The sequence below is a fragment of the Curtobacterium sp. MEB011 genome (genome assembly GCF_030209655.1).
GTDB lineage: Bacteria > Actinomycetota > Actinomycetes > Actinomycetales > Microbacteriaceae > Curtobacterium > Curtobacterium poinsettiae.
Genome location: NZ_JARVRN010000005.1, coordinates 1 through 23,373 on the forward strand (window position 1 = coordinate 1; position 23,373 = coordinate 23,373).

At 71.5% G+C, this 23,373-nt stretch carries 21 protein-coding genes and 1 tRNA gene; 6 read left to right on the forward strand and 16 right to left on the reverse strand.

Going from position 1 to position 23,373, the window contains the following annotated elements; genetic code table 11:
- Positions 1-100: 100 nt before the first annotated feature.
- On the reverse strand, positions 101-1,210 hold the full coding sequence (locus tag QRN30_RS06765; protein ID WP_042537708.1) for an aminotransferase class V-fold PLP-dependent enzyme: 1,110 nt from the start codon (positions 1,208-1,210) through the stop codon (positions 101-103).
- A gap of 142 nt (positions 1,211-1,352) precedes the next feature.
- Positions 1,353-2,138 carry an isoprenyl transferase gene (locus QRN30_RS06770; protein ID WP_031259495.1) on the reverse strand — a complete coding sequence of 262 codons (786 nt, stop codon included), beginning with the start codon at positions 2,136-2,138 and terminating at the stop codon, positions 1,353-1,355.
- A gap of 97 nt (positions 2,139-2,235) precedes the next feature.
- On the opposite strand from QRN30_RS06770, the gene trhA reads away from it, so the two are divergent.
- On the forward strand, positions 2,236-2,943 hold the full coding sequence (gene trhA, locus QRN30_RS06775; protein WP_284760703.1) for a PAQR family membrane homeostasis protein TrhA: 708 nt from the start codon (positions 2,236-2,238) through the stop codon (positions 2,941-2,943).
- A 111-nt stretch (positions 2,944-3,054) separates the two neighbouring features.
- Here the strand turns inward: trhA and QRN30_RS06780 are convergent, their stop codons facing one another.
- Together QRN30_RS06780 and mca are read right to left on the reverse strand one after the other, a co-directional pair.
- Positions 3,055-3,360 carry a hypothetical protein gene (locus QRN30_RS06780; RefSeq protein WP_017886736.1) on the reverse strand — a complete coding sequence of 102 codons (306 nt, stop codon included), beginning with the start codon at positions 3,358-3,360 and terminating at the stop codon, positions 3,055-3,057.
- On the reverse strand, positions 3,357-4,247 hold the full coding sequence (gene mca / locus QRN30_RS06785) for a mycothiol conjugate amidase Mca (protein ID WP_139179747.1): 891 nt from the start codon (positions 4,245-4,247) through the stop codon (positions 3,357-3,359). The genes QRN30_RS06780 and mca overlap by 4 nt, the downstream gene beginning before the upstream one ends.
- A 19-nt stretch (positions 4,248-4,266) precedes the next feature.
- Here mca and QRN30_RS06790 point away from each other — a divergent pair, with 19 nt between their 5' ends.
- Both QRN30_RS06790 and greA read left to right on the forward strand, forming a co-directional pair.
- Entirely contained in the window at positions 4,267-4,758 is a 492-nt protein-coding gene (locus tag QRN30_RS06790) for a DUF4307 domain-containing protein (protein WP_284760706.1), read from the forward strand.
- Between the two features lie 71 nt (positions 4,759-4,829).
- Positions 4,830-5,318, forward strand: coding sequence for a transcription elongation factor GreA (greA, locus tag QRN30_RS06795; RefSeq protein ID WP_017886739.1), 489 nt, complete (start codon positions 4,830-4,832; stop codon positions 5,316-5,318).
- 148 nt (positions 5,319-5,466) lie between these two features.
- Here the strand turns inward: greA and ilvA are convergent, their stop codons facing one another.
- Positions 5,467-6,726: a threonine ammonia-lyase gene (gene ilvA / locus QRN30_RS06800; RefSeq protein ID WP_017886740.1), complete on the reverse strand. Its 1,260-nt coding sequence runs from the start codon at positions 6,724-6,726 to the stop codon at positions 5,467-5,469.
- 48 nt (positions 6,727-6,774) lie between these two features.
- Entirely contained in the window at positions 6,775-8,034 is a 1,260-nt protein-coding gene (locus QRN30_RS06805) for an AI-2E family transporter (RefSeq protein WP_042537710.1), read from the reverse strand.
- A 92-nt stretch (positions 8,035-8,126) separates the two neighbouring features.
- Here QRN30_RS06805 and QRN30_RS06810 point away from each other — a divergent pair, with 92 nt between their 5' ends.
- A complete protein-coding gene (locus tag QRN30_RS06810; RefSeq protein WP_042537712.1) occupies positions 8,127-9,422 on the forward strand; it encodes a winged helix-turn-helix domain-containing protein in 1,296 nt (431 codons plus the stop codon).
- Positions 9,423-9,426: 4 nt separating this feature from the next.
- Here QRN30_RS06810 and QRN30_RS06815 read toward each other — a convergent pair whose 3' ends face one another.
- Both QRN30_RS06815 and QRN30_RS06820 read right to left on the reverse strand, forming a co-directional pair.
- Positions 9,427-10,329, reverse strand: a complete 903-nt coding sequence (locus tag QRN30_RS06815; protein ID WP_140448414.1) for a M48 family metalloprotease — start codon at positions 10,327-10,329, stop codon at positions 9,427-9,429.
- Positions 10,330-10,348: 19 nt separating this feature from the next.
- Positions 10,349-10,930 carry a LemA family protein gene (locus QRN30_RS06820; protein ID WP_056072837.1) on the reverse strand — a complete coding sequence of 194 codons (582 nt, stop codon included), beginning with the start codon at positions 10,928-10,930 and terminating at the stop codon, positions 10,349-10,351.
- Positions 10,931-11,148: 218 nt separating this feature from the next.
- On the opposite strand from QRN30_RS06820, the gene QRN30_RS06825 reads away from it, so the two are divergent.
- Positions 11,149-13,575 carry an Ig-like domain-containing protein gene (locus QRN30_RS06825; protein WP_214518686.1) on the forward strand — a complete coding sequence of 809 codons (2,427 nt, stop codon included), beginning with the start codon at positions 11,149-11,151 and terminating at the stop codon, positions 13,573-13,575.
- Between the two features lie 104 nt (positions 13,576-13,679).
- Here the strand turns inward: QRN30_RS06825 and QRN30_RS06830 are convergent, their stop codons facing one another.
- The 8 genes from QRN30_RS06830 to QRN30_RS06865 all read right to left on the reverse strand — a co-directional run bounded on the left by QRN30_RS06830 (position 13,680) and on the right by QRN30_RS06865 (position 22,018).
- Entirely contained in the window at positions 13,680-15,020 is a 1,341-nt protein-coding gene (locus QRN30_RS06830) for a threonine/serine exporter family protein (RefSeq protein ID WP_017886745.1), read from the reverse strand.
- A 69-nt stretch (positions 15,021-15,089) separates the two neighbouring features.
- Positions 15,090-15,163 (reverse strand) — tRNA-Leu (locus QRN30_RS06835).
- A 72-nt stretch (positions 15,164-15,235) separates the two neighbouring features.
- Positions 15,236-16,711 (reverse strand): NAD(P)/FAD-dependent oxidoreductase, encoded by a 1,476-nt coding sequence (locus QRN30_RS06840; protein ID WP_140448412.1) that lies wholly within the window; start codon positions 16,709-16,711, stop codon positions 15,236-15,238.
- 40 nt (positions 16,712-16,751) lie between these two features.
- Positions 16,752-17,300, reverse strand: a complete 549-nt coding sequence (locus QRN30_RS06845; RefSeq protein WP_042537715.1) for a DUF501 domain-containing protein — start codon at positions 17,298-17,300, stop codon at positions 16,752-16,754.
- A gap of 68 nt (positions 17,301-17,368) precedes the next feature.
- A complete protein-coding gene (locus tag QRN30_RS06850) occupies positions 17,369-17,902 on the reverse strand; it encodes an FtsB family cell division protein (protein WP_017886748.1) in 534 nt (177 codons plus the stop codon).
- Between the two features lie 484 nt (positions 17,903-18,386).
- A complete protein-coding gene (eno, locus tag QRN30_RS06855; RefSeq protein ID WP_027464494.1) occupies positions 18,387-19,670 on the reverse strand; it encodes a phosphopyruvate hydratase in 1,284 nt (427 codons plus the stop codon).
- 123 nt (positions 19,671-19,793) lie between these two features.
- Positions 19,794-21,038 carry a histidine--tRNA ligase gene (gene hisS, locus QRN30_RS06860; RefSeq protein WP_274007017.1) on the reverse strand — a complete coding sequence of 415 codons (1,245 nt, stop codon included), beginning with the start codon at positions 21,036-21,038 and terminating at the stop codon, positions 19,794-19,796.
- Between the two features lie 284 nt (positions 21,039-21,322).
- Positions 21,323-22,018, reverse strand: coding sequence for a MazG family protein (locus tag QRN30_RS06865; protein WP_214532965.1), 696 nt, complete (start codon positions 22,016-22,018; stop codon positions 21,323-21,325).
- A 90-nt stretch (positions 22,019-22,108) separates the two neighbouring features.
- Here QRN30_RS06865 and nhaA point away from each other — a divergent pair, with 90 nt between their 5' ends.
- On the forward strand, positions 22,109-23,287 hold the full coding sequence (gene nhaA / locus QRN30_RS06870) for a Na+/H+ antiporter NhaA (RefSeq protein ID WP_284760713.1): 1,179 nt from the start codon (positions 22,109-22,111) through the stop codon (positions 23,285-23,287).
- Positions 23,288-23,373: the final 86 nt, after the last annotated feature.

Here is a 23,373-nt window from a genome sequence, read left to right on the forward strand (position 1 = left end):
GTCGGCCGCTGCGGCGCCAGCCGACAGGTGGTGACCACCCGGCGGACGTGAGCGGGGTGTCGTGACCGCGCGCGGACCGCGAACCCGCAGCCCGCCGCTGCTACTGCATGGTGGCGTACGAGACGCAGGCGTCGCGGAACATGTCGAGGGTCTCGTCGGTGGTCGACGGGAACACCGACACGCGCGCGACCCCGAGCCGCGTGGTCGCGGTGACGCCGTGGTTGTGCATCGCCGCGGACAGGGCGGTCACTCGCCCCTGCGTCGGCCGGAGCACCACGATGCCGGCGCGCTCTGCCGGGTCGCGGCTGGACTCGACCTCGAGCCCGAACTCGTCGGCGATCGCGAAGACGCGCTCGACGCGGTCGGCGACTCGCTCCTGCACGGCGGCGACACCGACGGCGGTGAGGCGCTCGAGCGACACCGCGAGCCGGGCCTGCGCGACCGGGTCGATGCGGGACATCTGGAAGCCTGCGGCTGCTGGACGGACGGCGGGGACCTCGGTCGGCCAGCCGGACGTGCCGTGCGGACCGGACAGCGCCGGACGGATCCGGTTCAGGGCGCGGTCGCTGAACGCAACGAAGCCGGTGCCCCACCCGGCGTGCAACCACTTCTGCCCGCCGGTGGCGACCACGTCGGCGACCTCGTACGGGGCGTCGACGACACCGAAACCCTGGATGGCGTCGACGATGAGCAGGCGGTCGCCGATGACCTCGCGGATGGCGGCGAGGTCGGTCAGGTAGCCGGTGCGCCAGTCGACCAGCGACACCGCGACGGCGGTCACCTCGTCGGTCAGGCGCTCACGGATCAGCTCCGGTGTCACCCAGCCGGCACCCGACTCGATGACGACGGGCTGCACCCGTCCTCCGGTGGCCGACGCGGCGCTGGCCAGTGCGAGCGGCAGCGACGGGTACTCGTCGGCGGACACGAGCACACCCCCGGTCAGGCCGAAGGCGGTGTGCAGCAGGCCGGGGGTCGTGGCGGCCTGCGAGACGACCTGGTCCTCGCGGCGGCCGACCAGCCGCGCGGCGACGGCGCGGACGCGGGCGTCCTGCTCGTCGAGGGTCTCCATCGCGCCGAACCGCATGTGAGCCTGGATCGTGCCGAGCACACGCTGCTCCTCGAGCACGGCGGTCTGCACGGGGCCGAACGCAGCGTGGTCGAGGTAACCGGGGTCTTCGGAGAAGCCGGCGGCGTACTCGTCGATGTTCACAGGTGGTGCACCTTTCACAGGGTTGAACCCTGAGAGCCTACTGGGACGTGACTCCGCCGACGAACCCGGTGCGGCAGGTGGCTGGTGGCTGGTGGCTGGGCGACCAGCCGCACCCGACCGCACTCAGCCGCCGAAGCGACGCTCAGCCGCCGAAGCGACGCGAGCGGAGCCCGAAGTCGCGGACCGCACGGAGGAAGTCGACCTCGCGCAGGTCCGGGTAGAACGCCTCGACGAAGTAGAACTCGCTGTGCGCGCTCTGCCACAGCATGAAGTCGGACAGCCGCTGCTCGCCCGAGGTCCGGATCACCAGGTCGGGGTCCGGCTGGCCCTGCGTGTACAGGTGGTCGCCGATGAGCTCCGGCGTCAGCACCTCGGCCAGGGTGTCGATGGTGCCGCCACCCGCGCCGTGCGACTGCACGATGCTGCGCATGGCGTCCGCGATCTCGCGACGGCCCCCGTACCCGACGGCCAGGTTGACGTGCAGCCCCGTGCGTCCGGCGGTGCGCTGCTCGGCCCGTTCGAGCGCGGTCACCAGGTTGTCCGGCAGCCCCTCGTTCGAGCCGACGTGCTGCACGCGCCAGTCACGGTTGTCGGCCAGCACCCCGGCGAGGTCGGCGATGATCCCGACGAGTTCCTCGAGCTCTTCGCCGCCACGACCCGTCAGGTTGTCGGCGGACAGCAGGTAGAGCGTCACGACCTCGATGCCGAGGTCGTCGCACCAGGTCAGGAACTCCGGGATCTTCGCGGCGCCGGCGCGGTGGCCGTGTGCGGCGGACTCGAGCCCGAGCTGCTTCGCCCAGCGGCGGTTGCCGTCCACGATCATGGCGACGTGCTTGGGCTTCGCGGCCCCTTCGAGCTGGCGGCGGATCCGGCGCTGGTAGGCGCGGTAGAGGATCCCCCGCCCTGTCCATCCCGCCGTCCCGGTCACGCACCGAGCGTAGTGCACCACCTGGACGAGAGCCCTGGGGGTGCCCGCTCTGCGGACACGTGGCGGTCGTTCGGGATCAGGCCCTATGGTCGGGTCCATGCAGGACGAGCACGAGACCGGCACCCTCCCCCACGTCCCGTTCACGGAAGAGGCGACGGCCCCCACGTTGGAGCCCCGTCCCGCCTGGCGCGGCTGGATCCACCTCGGCGCGTTCCCGTTCGCGATCGCGATGGGGGTCGTCCTGATCACCCTCGCCGACAGCACCGCGGCGAAGGTCGGCAGTGCCGTGTTCATGGCGACGTCGCTGGCGATGTTCGGCGTCTCGGCGACCTACCACCGGTTCCCGTGGGGGCCGAAGGTGAAGGCCGTGCTGAAGCGCATCGACCACACGAACATCCTGCTGCTCATCGCCGGCACCTACACGCCCATCGCGATCTGCGCCCTGCCGCACACGCTGATGGTCGTCGTGCTGTGGGTGATGTGGTCGGGCGCAGCGCTCGGCATCGCGTTCCGCGTGCTCTGGATCAACGCGCCCCGCTGGCTGTACGTGCCGATCTACCTGGTGCTCGGGTGCGCTGCCCTGGCGCTGCTGCCGCAGTTCTTCGCCGCGAGCGTCCCGATGACCGTGCTCATCCTGTCCGGCGGCGTCGCGTACATCATCGGGGCGCTGGTCTACGGCTTCAAGCGGCCGAACCCGGTGCCGACGCAGTTCGGGTTCCACGAGGTGTTCCACGCCCTGACCGTCGTGGCCTTCGGTGCGCAGTGGGTCGGCGTGCTCATCGTGGCGCTGGACCCGGTGCGCTGACCGTCGCACGTTCCTGGTGCGCCCGCGCCCGGTTCCGGTCGGCGCGCGCACAAGGCGGACGGGAGGCCCGTGGCGATGCCGCCACGGGCCTCCAGTCCCTACCCGGCCGCGTCAGCCGCGCTCGGTGTCGTCGCCGACGTCGGCCCGGCCGTCCTCGGCCGCACGCCGCTCCGGCTCGTCCGTCGCGGTGCCGTCACCCGCGGTGCCGTTCGCCTCGGCCTCGAGCCGCTCCCGCACCTCGGCGCGGTAGCGGGTCCGGCGGATGCGCCGGGTCATGTCGACGACGAGCAGGATCGTCACGATGGCGACGAGCGCGATCGCGATGAACCCGACGACACCCGGGGTGACGTCGACGTCGGGGACGACCGAGGGGCTGGGACTGGGGGTGGCGGCGAGTGCCGCCGCGATGGTGCTCACGAGGTCGGTTCCTTGTCGGCTGGGATCCCGGCGAACAGGTCGGTCTCCGGGAGCTCGGTCGGCACGCGTGCCTCCACGAGCTGGTAGTCCTCGGTCGGCCACACCGTCGCGAGGAGGTCGTTCGGCCAGTAGAAGAAGGCGCTGTCCGGGGCGACCTGGCTGGCGTGCGCGCGGAGTGCGGCGTCGCGCTGGTCGAAGTACTCGTGCACGTCCACGTGGGTGGTGGCGAGGTCGGGCCGGTCGGCGAACCGCTCGACCCACTCGCGCAGCTGCTCGACCGCGGGGCTGTCCGGGTCGCGCTCCTGCAGGGCTTCGAAGATCGTGCTGAAGCGGCGGGGGTTCATCGTGCGCTCGTAGTAGAGCTTCGCGATCGACCAGGGTGCACCGGCGGTCGGGTACGCCGACGGGTCTGCGGCGGCGGACCACGCGGCCATCGACACCTCGTGCGTGCGGATGTGGTCGGGGTGCGGGTAGCCGCCGTTCTCGTCGTAAGTGACGAGCACGTGGGGGCGGAACCGGCGGATCACGCGGACCAGCGCCTCGGTGCTGTACTCGAGCGGGACCGTCGAGAACGTGCCCGGCCGCACCGTCTCGCCCTTCTCGGCGTCGGGCAACCCCGAGTCGTGGTACCCGAGCCACAGGTGGTCGATGCCGAGTGCCTGCTGCGCCGCGGCCATCTCGGTGCGGCGGTACCCGGCCATGTCGCGGTGCGCACGGCTCGTCGCCGGCTCGCCGAGCTGGTCGTTCAGGATGTCGCCGGCCTCGCCGCCGGTGCAGGACACGACGAGCACCTGGTGCCCGTCGGCCACGTACTTCGCGGCGGTCGCGGCACCCTTGCTCGACTCGTCGTCGGGGTGGGCGTGGACTGCCAGCAGGCGGTAGGGCACGTGGGGTTCCTCACTGCGGGTGAGCGGCGTCGGACGCGGGCAGCGCACAGCATCGCGTGAACTACCCTGGGATCAGGATATCCACCCCGGGAGCCCCGAACTGTCCGAACAGCACCAGACCGCCACGCTCGACGAGCGCTACGGCCGCACCCCGGCCCGCAAGCGCCGCAGCCGCCTCTTCGCGATCGTCGCGGCCATCGCGGTCGTCGTGGTCTTCGGGGCGTGGGTGATCTGGGCGGGGCTCGACCAGTCCGATCGTGGCCTCGACCAGGACGTCATCGGGTACGAGGTCCTGTCCGAGCACAGCACCGTCGTCCACTCGCAGGTGTCCGTCGATCCGGGCGTCGAGGCGAAGTGCGCCGTCCAGGTGCTCGACAAGAGCTACTCGATCGTGGGCTGGAAGGAGATCATCGTGCCGGCGTCCGAACAGCGCAGTCGGAGCATCTCCACGCAGGTCACCACGACGACGCGGGGCGTGACCGGGTTGATCCACGACTGCTGGATTCCCTAGACTGTCCTGATTCGCCTCTCGAGACCGACCACTCGGCCGGTCTCGTTTTTTCATGGTCGAAGGGACAGAACATGAGCAACGACACGCAGGTCACCTGGCTGACCCAGGAGGCGCACGACCGTCTCAAGGCGGAGCTCGACGAGCTGAGCGGCGAGGGCCGTGCCGAGATCGCGCGCCGCATCGAGGCCGCTCGCGAAGAGGGCGACCTCAAGGAGAACGGCGGCTACCACGCCGCCAAGGACGAGCAGGGCAAGATCGAGGCCCGCATCCGCGTCCTCACCGAGCTCCTCAAGCACGCCACCGTCAGCGAAGCCGAGTTCGACGGCACCGTCGAGCCGGGCACCGTCGTCACGGCGGTCATCGCCGGCGACGAGTCCACCTTCCTGGTCGGCAGCCGCGAGATCGTGGCCGAGGGCTCGGACCTGACGGTCTACAGCCCGGTCAGCCCCGTCGGCGCGGCCATCGTCGGCCTCAAGGCCGGCGACAAGGCCACCTACACGGCGCCGAACGGCAAGGAGATCGCCGTCGAGGTCGTCAAGATCGAGCGCTACGAGCCGTAGACCCGGCCCACTGCAGACAGGAGGCCCGTGGCGACACCGCCACGGGCCTCCTGTCTGTCCGCTGGTCGCGCCCAGGGCGCGGGGCGGACGCGGAACGACATGAACGCTGTCGCACGACAGCGACATCGTCGCGTCAGCCCGTCGCGGACTAGTGCTCCAGGAGCTCGGGGCGGAACCCGACCTCGTGCAGACGCTGGATGACCTCTTGCGCGTGCTCGGGGCCGCGGGCCTCGATCGACAGGTCGAGCGCGACCTCGTTGATGACCAGGCCCTGCCCGTGGCGGGTGTGCAGCACCTCGACCACGTTCGCGCCGGCGTCCGAGATGACCTGGGCGACGCGGGACAGCTGGCCCGGGCGGTCCGGCAGCATGATGCGGATCCCGATGTACCGGGACGCTGCCACGAGACCGCGGGTGATCACGCGCTCCATCATCAGCGGGTCGATGTTGCCGCCGCTCAGCAGCACCACGGTGCGGCCGGTGTCGCGGACGGCGCCGGACATGATCGCGGCGACGCCGACGGCCCCCGCGGCCTCGACCACGAGCTTGGCGCGCTCGAGCAGGACGAGCAGGGCGCGGGCGGTGTCGTCGTCCGAGACGGTGACGATGTCGTCGACCAGGTCGCGGATGATCGGGAAGTTCAGGTCGCCGGGCCGCGCCACCGCGATGCCGTCGGAGATGGTCGGCTTCGTGGTGATCGTGACGGGTTCACCGGCGCGGATCGACGACGGGTAGGCAGCGGCGTTCTCGGCCTGCACGCCGATCACCCGGATCGGCCGACCGAGCCGTTCGGCCATGCCCTTGACCGCGAGTGCGATGCCGGAGATGACACCGCCGCCACCGATCGGCACCACCACGGTGTCGACGTCCGGCACCTGATCGATGATCTCGAGGCCGAGCGTGCCCTGCCCCGCGATGACGGCCGGGTGGTCGAACGGCGGGATGAACACGGCACCGGTGTGGGCGGCGAAGTCCTTCGCGGCGCTCAACGCCTCTTCCACGGAGTGGCCCCGCAGCACGACGTCGGCGCCGTAGTGGCGGGTGGCCTGCAGCTTCGGCAGGGCGACCCCGACCGGCGTGAAGATCGTCGCGGGGATCCCGAGCTCGCGCGCAGCGAGCGCGACGCCCTGCGCGTGGTTGCCGGCACTGGCGGCGACGACGCCCTTGGCGCGCTGTTCGGCGGACAGGGTGGAGAGCCGGTTGTAGGCACCGCGCACCTTGTACGCACCGGTGCGCTGCAGGTTCTCGCACTTCAGGTGCACCGGGGACCCGAGCAGTTCGGCGAGGAACTGCGACGTCTCCATCGGGGTGACTCGCGCGACGCCCTTGATGGTCTCGCGCGCCGCCTCGATGTCCGCGAGGGTCGGGATCGCGGTGAGCGTGTGCGGGGATGCGCTGGTGTCGGTCACTCCCCCATCATCGTCGTTCCGAGCCGCGGCGGCGAACTCGTGTGACGCTCAGTTGGTGCTGGCGGTGCCTTCTTCGGCCGAGGGACCAGCGTCGACACCCGGGGCCGGGACGTCGTCGCCGACCTTGTGCCGGCGCCGCCGGAGCAACTGGATCTGGCCGTGCTGCCCGCGCTTCGGCGTCGCTTCGAGCACGTGGTCGGAGTCGAGCCGGCGCCAGCGGCCGCTCGCGATGGTGGTGACCATGGCGTTCAGCGTCGCGATCAGCGGCACGGCGAAGAACGCTCCGGCGATGCCGGCGAGACCCGACGCCGCGGTGACGCCGAGGACGACCGCGAGCGGGTGGACCTTGACCGCGTTGCCCATGACGAGGGGCTGCAGGATGTGCCCCTCGATCTGCTGCACGAGGAGCACGACGCCGAGGACCAGGACGGCGGCGAGGGGGCCGTTGAAGATCAGTGCGACGAACACCGCCAAGAAGCCCGTGACGATGGCGCCGACGACCGGGATAAAGGCACCGAGGAAGACGAAGGCCGCGATCGGGATCACGAGCGGCATGCCACCGAAGAAGAGCCCGACGATGAAGGACCCCAGGCCGATGCCGACCGCGTCGACGAAGGCGACGAAGATCTGCACCCGGATGAAGCTCGTCAGGGTGATCCAGCCGGCGACACCGGCGCCGTCGACCGCTGCGCGCGCCTTCTTCGGGAACAGCCGGACGGACCAGCGCCAGACGTTCTTGCCGTCGATCAGCAGGAAGATCGTGGTGAACAGGGTGATGAAGAGCGCTGCGAACGCATGGGTTGCACCCGACCCGGCACTGGCGACACCGGACAGGATCGACGCGGAGTTGTCCTGCAGCCACTTCGTGCCGTCGTCGAGCCAGCCGTTGACGTCGGTCTGGCTGATGCCGAACCCGGAGTTCAGGACGAAGTCCTTGATGTTGGCGTACTGGTCGATCGTCCGGTCACGCAGGGACGGGTACGACGCGATCACCTGGTCGACGACGAGCCAGACCAGGGCACCCAGGGCCGCGACGCCGCCGAGCAGGCTCATGACGACCGCGAGCCACTTCGGCACGTGGTGGCGCTGCAGCCAGTTCGAGATCGGCACCAGGAGCGCCGAGACGACGATCCCGACCAGGAAGGGGATGAGGATCTCGCTGAAGACCGTGACCAGCCAGATGAAGACGGCGATCACACCCACGACGACGAGCGCTCGCCACGACCACGCACCGGCGATGCGGACGCCGATCGGGACCGATTCCTCGACCACGGGGTCGGGATGAGTCTGCTTGCTTCCCCATGCCATGGCCTGATTGTACCGACGTGCTTCCGGTCAGGTGCCAGATGCGGCATACGTGCATGGATCCTCGTGTCGGCGGCCTTCGGTAGCGTCGCCGCATGCCCAGGTCGACGCTCTCCGCCGCCGAGGCCCGTCGGGTCGCACTCGCCGCACAGGGGTTCGGACGACCACCCGCCGACGCGGTGTCGACACGTGCGGTGAACGCCGCGTTCGGGCGGCTCGGGCTGCTGCAGATCGACTCCGTCAACGTGTTCGAACGCAGCCACTACCTGCCGCTCTTCGCCCGGCTCGGCACCTACGACCGGTCGACGCTCGACCGGCTGACGCTCGGGCGGTCCGGCCCGTACACCGAGTACTGGGCGCACGAGGCCGCGTTCATCCCACGCGACGACCTGCGGCTGTTCCGGTGGCGGATGGACGCCCTGCGGGAGCGCGACGCCGGACCGACCCGGATCGACGGGGTCACCCGGACCGCTGCCGTCCGCCGCGAGCTGCACGCCCTGCTGCGGGCCGAGGGGCCGATGCCCGCCAGCGCGGTGGAGCACGAGTCGAACGTGCGACGTGGCCCCTGGTGGGGGTGGAGCGACGTGAAGCTCGGGCTCGAGCAGATGTTCCGGTGGGGCGAGGCGGTCAGCGCCGGACGCGCCGGGTTCGAGCGCGTCTACGCCCTGCCCGAGCAGGTGCTGCCCGACGGCTTCCTCGAGACCGCTCCGGCACGCGCCGACGCCGTGCTCGAACTCGTGCGTCGGGCATCGCGCGCGCTCGGTGTCGGCACCCGAGCGGACATCGCGGACTACTACCGACTGCGCTCCGACGACACCGCCGCCGCGATCGCCGCACTCGCCGCCGCCGGGGAACTCGTCCCGGTGCGGGTCGAGGGCTGGGGCGAGCGGGCCTGGCTCCACGCCGATGCGCGGGTACCCCGGCAGCTGACGGCGGACGCGGTGCTGAGCCCCTTCGACCCGGTCGTCTGGTTCCGACGGCGGGCCGAGCGGATGTACGGCTTCCACTACCGGATCGAGATCTACACGCCGGCGCCGAAGCGGGTGTTCGGCTACTACGTGCTCCCGGTGCTGCAGGACGACCGGCTCGTCGGTCGGATCGACCTGAAGAGCGACCGGCAGCGGGGCGTGCTCCGGGTCCGGACCGCGTGGCAGGAACCCGGCGAGCACCTGGACCCCGAGCGACTCGCCGAGACCCTGCGGCGGACCGCGAGCTGGCAGGGCCTGGGGGCGATCGAGGTGACCGATCGTGGCACCGCAGCACCTGCCGTTGCCGGAGCGCTCGGTCTCCCCCTGGTGCCGCACGTGTCCGCGGACGACACGGATGCGGCTCAGCCGGTCGCGCGTGCCGAGCAGGACGCGGCAGTCGACGACGCTGGTGACGCTCGCTGACCCGTCAGAACCGCTCGGCGTTCGCGCGCAGACGAGCGATGCGGTCGGGCAGCGGCGGGTGCGTCGAGAACAGCCGGTCCATCACCCCGGGGCGCATCGGGTCGGCGATCCACAGGTGCGCCATCGAGGAGTTCTGCGTCTGCACCGGACGGCCGTACGCCCCGAGCTTCTCGAGCGCCCGCGCCAGGCCCTCGGGGTACCGCGTGGTCATCACGCCCGTCGCGTCCGCCAGGTACTCGCGCTGCCGGGACACCGCGGCTTGCACGCCCGCCGCGGCGATCGGGGCCACGACGACGGCGGCGATGCCGGCGATCAACAGGACCGGGTTGGCGCTGCCGCCGTTGTCCGAGTTGCGGTTCCGCCCGCCGGACAGACCGCTGAAGACCGAGATGCGGAGCAGGACGTCGGCGATGAATCCGACGGCCACGACGAGACCGAAGACCATCGTGGACACCCGGATGTCGTAGTTGCGGACGTGCCCGAGCTCGTGCGCCATCACGCCCTGCAGCTCCTGGTCGTCCATGAGCTCGAGCAGCCCGGTCGTCGCCGCGACGACCGCGTGCTCGGGGTCCCGCCCGGTGGCGAAGGCGTTCGGGGCGGGGTCGGGGATGACGAACACCCGGGGCATCGGCATGCCGGTCGAGATGGCCAGGTTCTCGACGGTGCGCCAGAGTCGCGGCTCGGCGGCCCGGTCGATCTCGATCCCACCCGCGATGGCGGTGGCCTGTCGTGCCGCCAGGAAGTACTGCAGCACGGCGTAGCCCAGTGCGACCGCCAGGACGATGAACCCGATCGAGACGTTCCCGGCGAGGTACCCGCCGAGGAACCCGAGCGCACCGATGATCAGCAGGAACACCAGGACGATGACGACGGTGTTCCGCTTGTTCCGCGCGATGGCGCTGTACACGTCGGCTCCGACGCTGGGGTCAGAACTGGACGCGCGGCGGCTCGGCGATGGCCGCCGGCTCGTTCGTCTCGAAGAACGTGGCCTCGGTGAAGCCGCGGTTCTTCGCGAACGTGGAGTTCGGGAACACCCGGATCTTCGTGTTCAGCTCGCGCACGCCACCGTTGTAGAACCGTCGAGCGGCCTGGATCTTGTCCTCGGTGTCGACGAGCTCGGACTGCAGCTGCAGGAAGTTCTGGCTCGACTGCAACTGCGGGTACCCCTCGGCCACCGCGAAGACGCTCTTCAGTGCCTTCTGCATGTGTCCCTCGGCAGCGGAGGCCGTGTCGGCGTCACCGGCCGACAGGGTCTCGGCGCGGGCCTTCGTCACGTCGTCGAAGACCGCCTTCTCGTGCGTGGCGTACCCCTTGACGGTGTCGACGATCGTGGGGATGAGGTCGGCGCGGCGCTTCAGCTGCACCGAGATGTCGCTCCAGGCTTCGTCGACCCGCACCTTGAGCGTGACGAGGGCGTTGTACGTCACCCAGAGGTAGATCCCGATGATCACCAGGACGACCACCACCACTCCGACGACGATGAGCGTCGTGACGAGTCCGGTGTCCATGCGGGCGTACTCCTTTGCGCGTCGGGATCCGCGGTGCTGCGATGGCCTGAACGGCCGTCGTGAAGTCTATCGATGCAGTCTGCATGCTCCGTTCGCTGAGCAGTGTTCACGGCCGATTCCCGAGTCACGCACACCGCGCATTCGGACTGCTGCCCGATCCGCAACCTCATCCGCGAGGTGTATTGACCAGAGGCGCTCGATCCCGTGGGATGGGTCCGGTGAACACGCGCGGGGACAACGTGGACGAAGGGGCCGTCGGGGGCGACGGCCCTCGTCGTCGACCCCGCTTCGCCCTGCTCGCAGCGGCGACGACGGTCCTCGTCGCGGCCCTCCTCGGTGCCGCGGCAGCACCGGCCGTCGCGGTCGCCGTGACTGCGGAGCCCCAGGCCGCCGCGGCTGCGGAACCCCGAGCCGCCGTGGCTCCCACCGACGCGTCCCCGCCCACGGCCGAGCCGACGGCGAGTCCCGATCCGAGCGAGATCGCGCCGCCGAGCACGGGCCGACCGGGCGCTCCGTTGCCGACCCCCACGCGTCCGGCCGTGCGGCCCACGATCGCGGATCCCGGTGACGTCACGACGGGCACCACCCGCTTCCACGGCACCGGCACGCCGGGGCACAGCGTCCGGGTGTCCGGTCCGACCGCGACCGGTTCGTCCGGGTGCACGGCCCGGGTGGGGTCCGACGGATCCTGGGCATGCCTCGGCACCGTCCGGTCCGGCCCGCAGCAGGTCTTCACGGTGCGTGACCTCGTCGCCACCGGACTCCCCGTCGCGAACGCTCCGGCCTCGGACGTCATCGTCCCGCCGACCCTGCAGGCTGCCGGCCCCACCGGCGGCACCGTGTCCGGCACCGGGTTCCCCGGATCGACGGTGACGCTGTCGGTGTCCGGGTCCACGACCGAGCAGACCGCCCCGGTCGGCCCGGACGGTCGGTGGGTCGCAGCACTCGGCACCCGAGCGGACGGCCGGTTCACCGTGACCGCCTCGCAGACGGCCAGTACCGCGCGCGGCTACCGGTCCGACCTGCGGAGCGCGGCATCGGCGCCCGTGACGGTCACGGTCGACCGCACCGCACCGGCTGCCCCGCGCATCACGACGCCGGACGACGGCCAGCGGATCGGCACCCGGTCGACGACGGTGACCGGCACCGGCGAGCCCGGCGCTCGCGTGACGGTGTACGTCGATCGTGCTCCGGTGTGCGGCGTGGTGGTGGGGACGGACGCCTCGTGGTCGTGCTCCACCGCGGGATCGACCCTGCGCGCCGGCGAGCACCGGCTCACCGCGACGCAGCACGACGCTGCGGGCAACTACTCCCGGTCCTCGGCCGCCGTGCGGGTCACGGCGGGATCCGCGACGACGGCGCCGACCGGCACACCGACCCCGGGCGCGACGGACACCCCGGGGGGCCCCGGAGGGCCGACGCCGGGCTCCGACGCGACGGCGGGCACCCCCGGCACGGCGGGCACCGGCGTCGACGGCACGCCCGGCGCTGGCACGCCCGGCACCGGCAGCGGCACCGGAACCGGAACCGGAACGAACAGCGGCAACCACGGCAACGGTGGCAACGGCCCCACGGCCGGCGGTGGCTCAGGCAGCGGCAGTGGCTCCGGCACCGGCAGTCCGGCCGGCGTCGGCAGCGCCGGAGGACACCCCGACTGGTCCGGCCCCGCCGGCGACTGGACCGCGGCGACCTCCTACGACGGCACCGTCCCGACCATCCAGGCCGCGTTCTCGTGGCGGACCGTCCTGGTCGCCACCGCCGTCGCAGCCGGGTTCCTCCTGTTGATCGCCGCGCCGCTGGCGCTGGTGGCCGCCGTCGCCCGCGGCCGTCTCCGGTCGCCGTTCGCCGGGCTCCTCGGCCGCAACCGCTCCCGGTCCGACCGTGCCCGGGGCGACGACGTCCTGCCGACCTGGGCATCCATCACCATCGCGGTGTCCATCGCGGCCCTCTGCACCCTGCTCGGCGTCGGTGTCGAGCTCGAGGCCCGGTACGCCCGTCTGGCGATCGCGGTCCTCGCCGGTACCGCGGTCCTGACCGCCGCGGTCGTGTTCGCCACACGGTGGGCAGCGGGCACCGACCACCGGACCATCGGCTTCCGGGTGTCGCCGTGGCTGGTGCTCGCGGCGCTCGTGGCCTGCGGCATCACGCGCGTGGCAGACCTCTCCCCCGCCCTCATCGTCGGCGTCGTCCTCGTCCCGTCGGGCAGGCCCGGTCTGGGCACCGGCCCGCTCCGCCTCGGTACCGGGATCGCCGCGAGCGCCCGGGGAGCGACCTGGCGGGTGCTGGCCCTGCTCGGTCTCGCGGCGGTCGGCTGGGTACTGCACAGCCTGCTCGCCGGCGGGGGCTTCTGGGTGTCGCTCGGGTCGGAGTTCGCCATCACGCTGTGCGTCGGCGGCCTCGGTGCCGTGGTCGCGACCCTGCTGCCCGTCACCGGGTCCGCCGGCAGCGCGCTGCTCGCCGCTTCGCGCGGTCGGTACGTCGCGCTCGCGGTGGTCGCCGTGGCGCTGACCACGGCCGTCTACTCGGGGACCACCGGGACGCACGCTGCCCCGGTACTGCTCGTCGGGATCGCCGCAGCGTGCGTGGCGGCCGCGATCGCGGCCCTGGTCTGGCTGCGCACCGAGCGGCGCGCGGCGCGCGTCTGAAACGAGCCGGGCCTCCCGACCGGGTCCGCTGGTCGCGTCACGACGGTGCTCGGACGGCGACGGCCTGGAGGCCCGTGGTGACGCCGCCCCACGCCTGCCGTCCGTCAGCCGGTCGCGTCCACCGCGCGCCGCGGCGCGTTGCGGGCGAAGAGGCCGGGCAGGAGCCCGCCGATCTTCGTCCCGATGCACAGGCTGACGAAGGTCGCGAGCGGAGTGGCGAGCGCCTCGGGGTCGAAGGTGGCCACCGCCACCAGCCCGACCGTCCCCGGCACGAGCAGCAGGAACGCCGGGAAGAACGACACCGTCGCCGGGATCGCCGGCACCAGCCGCTCGAGCAACCGTGTCGCGACGAAGAGCAGCGCCGCTGCGGCGCCGGTCGCGACGACACTGCCCCAGAGCGGCGTCGTCCCGCTCACCACGGCGTAGGCGGTGACCATGACCGCCACCGACACGAGCGTCAGGCGCCACCCGGACCGGAACACCAGGCCGAGTCCGACCGCGAGCACCACGACCGCCACCCACGAGACCCAGTAGACCGGCACGGCCTCCCAGCCGGCCAGGTCCGTGCCGACGCCCGCGACCTCGCCCACGAGCGCTGCGGACGACGGGTCCACGTGCAGCCCGGTCAGGGCACTGCCCGACGCGATGCCGGCGGCCATGAAGCCGAGCATGATGAGGCCCTGCACCAGTCGCGACGACCCGGTGACGATGTCCGCGGCGGTGAGTTCGAGCAGGGCATTGGTGATGAGGGCGCCGGGGACGAACACCGCCACCGGAGCGCACACGGCGAAGAGCGGGACCTGCTCGAACCCGGCACCCGCGGCGACGAGGCCGACGATGGCCGTCGACACGAACGCGGCCAGGAACGGGATGATCGCAACGGCCTCGCGGAAGCGCCGGAGGACCAGGCCGATCACCCCGACCAGCCCACCGACGACGAGCGCCAGGACGATCGCCCACCACGGGCAGCGGAACACGACGGCCAGACCGGCCGAGGTCAGGGCGTTGCCGAGGATCCACGGCAGGGCGGGCGGCGGGACGGTGCCGGCGCGGATGGCCCGGACGCGGGCGGGGATCTCGGCGAGGGCGATGGAGCCGCTCTCGAGCCCGAGCACCACGCGGTTCGCACGAGCCGCCTGGCGTGAGGACAGTTCGATGCCCTCGGCGTTGACGATGGTGGCGGCGCCGGTGGAGACCTCGCTCACCATCACCAGGGCGGGCAGGACGCCGATCGCGAGCGTCGGTCCGACCCCGGCGGCATCCCGGGCCTTCTCGAGCGCCGACCGGACGTCGGTGACGGAGCTACCGGCGTCCAGGAGCAGCGCACCGAGGGTGCCGAGGAGCATGCCGACCGGGACGCTCTCGCCGTCGACGACCTCGACGTGGGCCTCCGGTCGGCGGAGGGCGTTCTGCAGGTTGGCGAGTGCGCTTCCGAGTCCGACCACGATCGTCGATGCTACTGGTCGTGCGGGTTCCGCGGATTCCGCGGGTTCCGCGGGGTGCTCGGTCTTCGGTACCCCCGGTGGGACTCGAACCCACAACTCAGCGATTTTAAGTCGCGTGCCTCTACCGATTGGGCCACGGGGGCGGGCCGCAACAGCCTACCGATGCACGAAGGCGGTCACCCCGCACGGGGTGACCGCCTTCGTGGCGAGCGGTGCTACTTGGCGTCGGCCGGGGCCGTCACCGACTCGGGGGCGTTCGAGACGTCCTTCGCGGGCTCGCCGTAGACGGGGCCGGCGGCACCGGCGACCTTGCCCTCTTCCGGAGCGGGGGCTGCGGCGGGCGCAGCCGGGGCCTCGGCAGCGGGCTTCGGACGGGACGCGAACGCCTCGAACGCGGCACGCGGTGTCTCGCGGTCGTCGAGCGACACGATGTCGCGGCCCAGGAAGAAGCCACCGACCCAGTCGCCGATGACGCGCCACTTGCGCTCCCACGACGGCATGGCCAGGCCGTGGTAGCCGCGGTGTGCGCCCCAGGCCAGGAAGCCCTTCATGGCGAACTTGCCGGACTGGAACACACCGGTGCCCAGGCCGAGGCCCGCGACGGCACCGAGGTTCTCGTGCTTGTAGTCGGTCGTCGCCTCGCCACGGATGGTCGCGACGACGTTCTTCGCGAGCTGCTTGGCCTGGCGCACGGCGTGCTGGGCGTTCGGCACGCAGAACCCGCCGACACCGCCCCCGGTCAGGTCCGGCACGGCTGCGACGTCGCCGCAGGCCCATGCGTCGGCGATCACGCCGTTGTCGTCGACCACGCGCAGGTCGGGCTGCACGCGGATGCGACCGCGCTGCTCGAGCGGGAAGTCGGTGCCCTTGACCATCGGGTTCGCCATGACGCCGGCGGTCCAGATGATGAGGTCGGACGGGATCGTCTCGATCGCGCCGTCGCTCGTCTTGAGCTCGCAGACGCCGCCGACGGCCGAGGCCAGCTGCGTCTCGAGGTGCACGGTCGCGCCGCGCTCGGCGAGGTTCTTGAGCACCCAGTGCGAGGTCTCGAGCGAGACCTCGGGCATGATGCGGCCCATCGCCTCGACCAGGTGGAAGTGCGTGTCGTCGAAGGACAGCTGCGGGTGGCTCTTCAGCAGGTCGGTGACGAAGGAGCGGAGCTCGGCGAACACCTCGATGCCGGCGAAGCCACCACCGACGACGACGACGGTGAGCAGGCGGTCGCGCTCGGGACCGGCCGGCAGGTTCGCCGCCTTGTGGAAGTTGCTGAGGATGCGGTCACGGATGGACGCGGCTTCCTCGATGGTCTTCAGGCCGATGGCCTCGTCCGCGACGCCCGGGATCGGGAACGTGCGGGACACCGCGCCGGCGGTCATGACGATCTGGTCGTAGGACTCCTCCCACGCCTCGCCCTCGGTGGGGGTGATCGTCGCCGTCTTGGTGGCGTGGTCGACCTTGGTGACCTTCGCCGTGACGACGCGCGTCTTCTTGAGGTGACGGCGGTGCGCGACGACCGCGTGACGCGGCTCGATCGAACCGGCGGCGACCTCGGGCAGGAACGGCTGGTACGTCATGTACGGCAGCGGGTCCACCATGACGACCTCGGCTTCGCCCTGGCGAAGGTGCTTCTCGAGCTTCCATGCGGTGTAGAAACCGGCGTAACCGCCGCCGACGACGAGGATCTTGGGCACGGGGAATGATCTCCTTGGATGGGGGTGTGCGGGAGTCGGGTCAGACTTCGCCGCCACCCGCCCCGACTCCAGCGTCTGCACCGTCATCATACGCCCGGCACACGCACCGGGAGGGCGACCAGTCCGCGCGCTCCAGCGCGAGGTCGCCGATGGGGTTGACGCCGGGTCCGGCGGCGAGGGCGTGTCCGACGAGGGCGTGCAGGCACTTCACGCGGGTGGGCATGCCACCGGCGCTGATGCCGTCGATCTCGTCGACGTGTTCGATCGACTCGCGGTCGGCCAGGTAGGCCTGGTGGGCCGCGCGGTACTGCGCGGCGACTGCGGGGTCCTCGAGCAGGGCTGCCAGCTCGGGCATGACCTGGTTGGCCTCGAGGGTGCTGACCGCAGCGGTGGCCGCGGGGTGGCACAGGTAGTAGAACGTCGGGAACGGGGTGCCGTTCGACAGCCGGGGCTTCGTGGAGACGACGGTGGGGTTGCCACAGACGCAGCGTGCCGCGATCCCGATGACGTCACGTGCCGGTCGGCCGAGCTGCGCCGACACGACCTGGACGTCGCGGTCGGAGGGCGGGTCGAAGGGAGGGGTCGTCACGGGAACGTGAGCCTACCGGAGAAGCGGAACCCCGCGCACCGTCGGCCCGGACGGCTCCGCGCCTCGGACTACTTGCTGTCGCCCGTACCGGAGACGTCGGGGGCGACGAGGTCGGCAGCACGCTCGTCCGTCAGTCCGGACTGCAGCACCGACGAGAGCATCGCCTGCACCCAGTCGACCTTGGGGGTCTGCACCTTGGCGCTCACGGGGGTGCCGGATTCGGTGGTCGGGGTCTTCGCGGCCCGCTTGTCCTCGGTGCCCATCACGAGGTAGCTCTCCTCGCCCGGGTACACGTAGAGCAGCCGGTCGCGGGCCTGCGCCTCGATGTAGGCCGGGTCGTCCCAGCGCGCGACGTCCTGCTTCTTCTGCGTGACGTCGGCCTTCTGGTTGGCGACCTCCTGCTGCTGCTGGGCGATCTGCTCCTGCTGCTGGATGAGCGTCCGGAGCGACGGCGCGAGCACCACCACGAACAGCACGATGATCGCGAGCATGAGCAGGCTGAACCCGGAGAAGTGGATCGAGCGGTACCAGGGGTGCGCGGGCGTGCTGCCGTCGGGCATCGCCACGGGGACGCGGCGGACGCGGGGCTTCTGGCTGGGCACGGTCCGACGATAACCCGGGCTGGTCGGTCGGGCAGCCCGGCACGCGGCCGTTCGGCGCCCTCTCAGCGTCTCGCGTCCCACGGTGCTACCCAGCAGAAGACGCCGTCGTCTCGTCGAGACGCCTCCGGATTCGACGGCGTCTCACGGACTTCGCGGCGTCAGGCTGACACGACGGCGTGACGCCGGCGGCGGGCGGGTCCGGGTCCGATCGAGGCAGCCGGGAGGCACGGCTCCGGCCCGTCCGTCCGCCCCGCACTCGGAGTGGTCACCACACACCGCCCGACGCACGTCCGGTGGTCACGTCCTGTCGTCCGGGCCCGGGCCAGCCGACGACTCGTGACCAGTCGACGCAGCGCGCGCGGCACGTGCTGACCGCACGGCGCGTGCTGACCGCTCGGCACTCCGTGGCCGCACACACGACGAGACGCCGTCCTCGTGGAGGAGGACGGCGTCTCGGTGGTGCGGGTGCTGCTGGCCGGGCTGGTTACAGCGAAGCGGCGCGCGGGAAGGCCGAACGGCCGGCGTACACCGCGGCGTCGCCGAGCTCTTCCTCGATGCGGAGCAGCTGGTTGTACTTCGCGACGCGGTCCGAGCGGGCCGGGGCGCCGGTCTTGATCTGACCACCGTCGACCGCGACCGCGATGTCCGCGATCGTGGTGTCCTCGGTCTCGCCGGAGCGGTGCGACAGGATCGAGGTCAGGCCGTGACGGTGCGCGAGCGAGACCGCGTCGAGGGTCTCGGTGAGCGTGCCGATCTGGTTGACCTTGACGAGGATCGAGTTCGCGGCCTTCTCGTCGATGCCCCGCTGCAGACGCTTCGGGTTCGTGACGAACAGGTCGTCGCCGACGATCTGGACCTTGTCGCCGAGTTCGGCGGTCAGGTGCGACCAGCCTTCCCAGTCGTCCTCGGCCAGCGGGTCCTCGATGGTGACGAGGGGGTAGTTCGCGACGAGCTCGGCGAAGTAGGAGGTGAACTCCTGGCTCGAGAGCTGCTTGCCCTCGAACTGGTACTTGCCGTCCGAGAAGAACTCGGTGGACGCGACGTCGAGGCCGACGGCGATGTCCTTGCCGGGCGTGTAGCCGGCCTTCTCGATCGCAGTGAGCAGGAAGTCGAGCGCGGCGCGGTTCGACGCGAGCTCCGGCGCGAAGCCACCCTCGTCGCCGAGGCCGGTGGCCAGGCCCTGCTTCTTCAGCTCGCCCTTGAGGGCGTGGTAGGTCTCGACGCCCCAGCGGAGTGCCTCGGAGAAGGACTCGGCGCCGTACGGCACCAGGAAGAACTCCTGGATGTCGACGTTGGTGTCCGCGTGGGCACCGCCGTTGACGACGTTCATCAGCGGGACGGGCAGCGTGTGCGCGTTCGGGCCGCCGAGGTAGCGGAACAGCGGCAGGTCGACCGAGTCGGCTGCGGCACGGGCGACGGCGAGCGAGGCACCGAGGATCGCGTTCGCGCCGAGGCGGGACTTGTTCTCGGTGCCGTCGAGCTCGATGAGCGCGGCGTCGACGAGGCGCTGGTCGGTGGCGTCGAAGCCCTCGAGCGCCGGGCCGATCTCGTCGAGGACGGCGTCGACGGCCTTGAGCACGCCCTTGCCGCCGTAGCGCGAGGCGTCGCCGTCGCGGAGCTCGTACGCCTCGAACGCGCCGGTGGATGCACCGGACGGGACGAGCGCGCGGGAAACGACGCCGTCGTCGAGGAGGACCTCGACCTCGACCGTCGGGTTGCCTCGGGAATCGAGGACTTCGCGTGCGCCTACGGCATCGATCAGGGCCACGGGGTACTCCCTACACATTGGTTGTGGTGATTGCGGTGTCGATCCTAGCGAGCGGAGGTGAACACGACGTCGGCCGTGACGCCGACCTGTGGACGAGTCCGTGCTGGAACGGGGACTGGGTGCTCAGTCGAGCGGGCGGAACGCGACGCCCTCGAGCGACGCGGTGTCGGCCGAGACGGTCGCGAATGCCGTGAAGCCCTGCGCGGCGAGGCCGGCGAGCAGGTTCTTCGTGTTCTTCGTGCGGCGCTCGAGCCGGACGCGCCGGTGGGACGCCAGCGCCTCGGACTTCAGCGCGGCGAGCCGGACCGGGTCGACGTCCTTGTCGTACACGAGCACGACGGCGTCGGCCTCGGCGGACTCCGGCAGGGTCACCAGGTCGACGAGCCGTTCGAAGCCGAGCGAGAACCCGACGGCGGGGACGTCCTGCCCGAGGAACCGGCCGATCATGCCGTCGTACCGGCCACCGCCACCGAGGCTGTAGCCGAAGTCGGGGTGCGCGACCTCGAAGATCGTGCCCGTGTAGTAGCCCATGCCGCGCACGAGCGTCGGGTCGAACCGCAGGTCCGCCCCGGGTAGCGCCTCGCGCAGGCGGAGCAGGTCGGCGAAGGCCTCGGCGTCCAGCCACGGCGCGCCCTCGACCGACGTCCAGTCCGCGGCCTCGAGCGCGCGGATGGTGTCCTCGAGCCCGGGCAGGTCGGCGCCCACGGTGCTGCGGAGCTCTGCCGCGACGCCGTCCGCGCCGATCTTGTCGAGCTTGTCGATCGTGATGAGCGCGCGGTCGGCAGCAGCGGGCTCGGTGATCCCCCACGACGCGAGGAGTGCCAGGAGGATCCGGCGGTCGTTGATCCGGATCGTCGTGCCACTGACACCGAGGGCGTCGAGGGCCGCCGTCGTCGCGCGGATGAGCTCGATCTCGGCGAGCTGCCCGGGCTCCCCCAGGATGTCGATGTCGCACTGCACGAACTGGCGGTAGCGGCCCTTCTGCGGGCGCTCAGCGCGCCAGACCGGGGCGATCTGCACGGAACGGAAGACCGACGGCAGCTCCGCACGGTGCGAGGCGTAGAAGCGTGCGAGGGGAACGGTCAGGTCGAACCGCAGACCGAGGTCGGCGAGGTCCAGCGGGGCCTCGGCGCCCTGCAGGTCCTCGGTGGTCAGCCCGCGCTTCATCACCGCGAACGCCAGCTTCTCGTTGTCGCCACCCAGCCCGGAGTGCAGCCGCGCAGCGTCCTCCACCACCGGGGTCTCGATCTCGTCGAAACCGTGCCGCGAGTAGACGTCCCGCACGACACCGAGCACGTGCTCGCGCCGGGCCTTGTCCGCCGGGAGGAAGTCACGCATGCCACGGGGTGCCGTCACGGTCGTTGCCATGCGGCCAATTCTGGCAGACGGCCGCCCCGGCTTGCGCGCCTTCCGATCCACTGGCATACTGCATGCAGAACCTCGGTCCGGATCGTGCCTGATCCACGTTCCGGATCGTTCGCGGGGCGACGTGCTGCAGTGCGTCCCGCGGTTCGAGCGGGCTTCCCTGTCGGCCCCTCTCCCTGGTGGAGCCGACGCCCGCTCACGGGCGCCCTCTCTTTTTCGGGTTGGGAGGGCGCCCGTTCTCTCCAGCCCGGATCCTCCGAGCCCGGAGCGACCTCGCGCACCCGGGATCACTCCACAGCGCGACCGGCCTCCTCGAGCTCCGTCACCGCGGCGCGCAGACTCGCGACCGGGTCCACCCCGAGCCCCGCCGCAGCCGCGATCTCCCCGAGCACCGCTCGCCCCCACACGGGGTCGGCCGTGCCCACCCCGTCGTCCGCCGCCAGCGCGGCGGACGCACCACGGGCCTCCAGGCCGACGCCGGAACCGGCCCCGACGACGGAGGCGACGACCGCATCGGCGTCCCCACGCTCCTGCAGCCGTTCCAACAGCTTCACCGCACGCTCCAGCGGCGGCATCGCCCGCGGCACCCCGTCGAACGCACTCCGCCGGCTCGCCTTCTCGGACGCCTTGGCCGCACGCCAGACCCGCACGACGTCCTCGACGGTGTCCGCCGTCTCGTCACCGAACACGTGCGGGTGCCGCCTGGTCATCTTGTCCCGCACCCCGGCGGCGACATCCTCGAGCGTGAAGTCCCCCGCCCGGGCGGCGATCCCCGCGTGCAGGACCACCTGGTAGAGCAGGTCGCCGAGTTCCTCGCGGACGTCGGCCGGGTCGCCGTCGTCGATGGCGTCGACGAGTTCGTACGACTCCTCGACGGCGTACCGGGCGAGTGAGGCGTGGGTCTGCGCCCGGTTCCAGACGCACCCGCCGTCCTCGGCGAGCAGGCGGTCGACGACGGTCACGAGGTCCGGTACGGCGGTCATCCGGCCATGGTCCCACTCCCGTAGACTGGCGGTGGTGTGTCGGGAAGTCTGGTCGACGGACACTCACCCGACCCCTCGAGACGGAGATCCATGTCGTCCCTCGTCCGCTCCCCCCGCTTCAGCGCCATCGCGCTCCTCACCGCCGCCGTGCTCGGCCTGGTCGTGGCGAACTCCCCGATCGGCCCCGGCCTCGAACGGCTCCTCGACGCGCACCTGCCGCTCGGTGCGCTGGGCCTCGACCTGTCGATCGCGCACTGGATCAGCGACGGCCTGCTCGCGGTCTTCTTCCTGCTCGTCGCGATCGAGCTGAAGCAGGAACTCGTCGACGGTGAGCTGTCGAACCCCAAGACCGCGATCATCCCCGCCATCGCCGCGGTCGGCGGTGTGCTCGTCCCGGCCGGCATCTTCCTGCTCGTCACCGCGGGCACGCAGTACACGCACGGGTGGCCGATCCCGACGGCGACGGACATCGCGTTCGCGCTCGGGGTGCTCGCCATGTTCGGTCGCGGGCTGCCGAGCGGCATCCGGGTGTTCCTGCTCGCGCTGGCCGTCCTCGACGACCTCATCGCGATCATCATCATCGCCGTGGTGTTCGCCCACGACACCGACTTCCTGGCCCTCGCCGGTGCCGTCGTCACGCTCGCGGCATTCTGGCTGCTCGGCCGGATGCTCCGTCCGGGGCGCTCCGGACAGACGCTGCTCATCGTGGCGATGGTCGTCGTCGGGCTCCTGACCTGGTGGCTCGTCTACCACTCCGGTGTGCACGCCACCATCGCCGGCGTCGCGCTCGGGCTCGTGCTGCCCCGCCGTCCGGGCCACACCCTGCACGAGAACGTCGAGCCGTGGTCGAACGCGATCGTGCTGCCGGTGTTCGCGTTCGCGTCGGCCGCCGTCATCATCCCCGCGGTCGGCATCAGCGAGCTCTCGCCCACGTTCTGGGCGGTCGTCCTCGCCCTGCCGGTCGGCAAGGTCATCGGCATCACGCTGTTCGGCACGATCGCCACGCGGATCTTCCGCTCCCCCGGCCGCTCGTCGCTGTCGTTCTTCTCGATCATCACCGTCGGCGTGCTCGGCGGCATCGGGTTCACGGTGTCGCTGCTCATGAACGAGCTGGCGTTCGCCCGCAACGAGGAGATCCTCGACGAGGGCGTCCTCGCCGTGCTCGTCGGATCGGGCATCGCCATCGTCGCGTCGGCCGTCGTCGTCACCCTGCGTGCGCGGGCGTACCGCGCGCGCCGCGAACTGTCCGAGGCCGAGGACACCGAGTAGCGGCTTCGCGGCCCGCGGTTCGCACCCGTTCCACGACAGGCCACGCGTCGTTCGACGCGCGGATCGTCGCGAAGGGCGTGCGTGCC

What these genes read in the sequence shown, in the direction of transcription:
- QRN30_RS06865 (WP_214532965.1), bottom strand. Translation starts at nt 22,018, where the DNA reads ATGACCGCCGTACCGGACCTCGTGACCGTCGTCGACCGCCTGCTCGCC.
- hisS (WP_274007017.1), bottom strand. Translation starts at nt 21,038, where the DNA reads ATGGCAACGACCGTGACGGCACCCCGTGGCATGCGTGACTTCCTCCCG.
- nhaA (WP_284760713.1), top strand. Translation starts at nt 22,109, where the DNA reads ATGTCGTCCCTCGTCCGCTCCCCCCGCTTCAGCGCCATCGCGCTCCTC.
- trhA (WP_284760703.1), top strand. Translation starts at nt 2,236, where the DNA reads ATGCAGGACGAGCACGAGACCGGCACCCTCCCCCACGTCCCGTTCACG.
- QRN30_RS06820 (WP_056072837.1), bottom strand. Translation starts at nt 10,930, where the DNA reads ATGGACACCGGACTCGTCACGACGCTCATCGTCGTCGGAGTGGTGGTG.
- QRN30_RS06805 (WP_042537710.1), bottom strand. Translation starts at nt 8,034, where the DNA reads ATGGCATGGGGAAGCAAGCAGACTCATCCCGACCCCGTGGTCGAGGAA.
- greA (WP_017886739.1), top strand. Translation starts at nt 4,830, where the DNA reads ATGAGCAACGACACGCAGGTCACCTGGCTGACCCAGGAGGCGCACGAC.
- QRN30_RS06810 (WP_042537712.1), top strand. Translation starts at nt 8,127, where the DNA reads ATGCCCAGGTCGACGCTCTCCGCCGCCGAGGCCCGTCGGGTCGCACTC.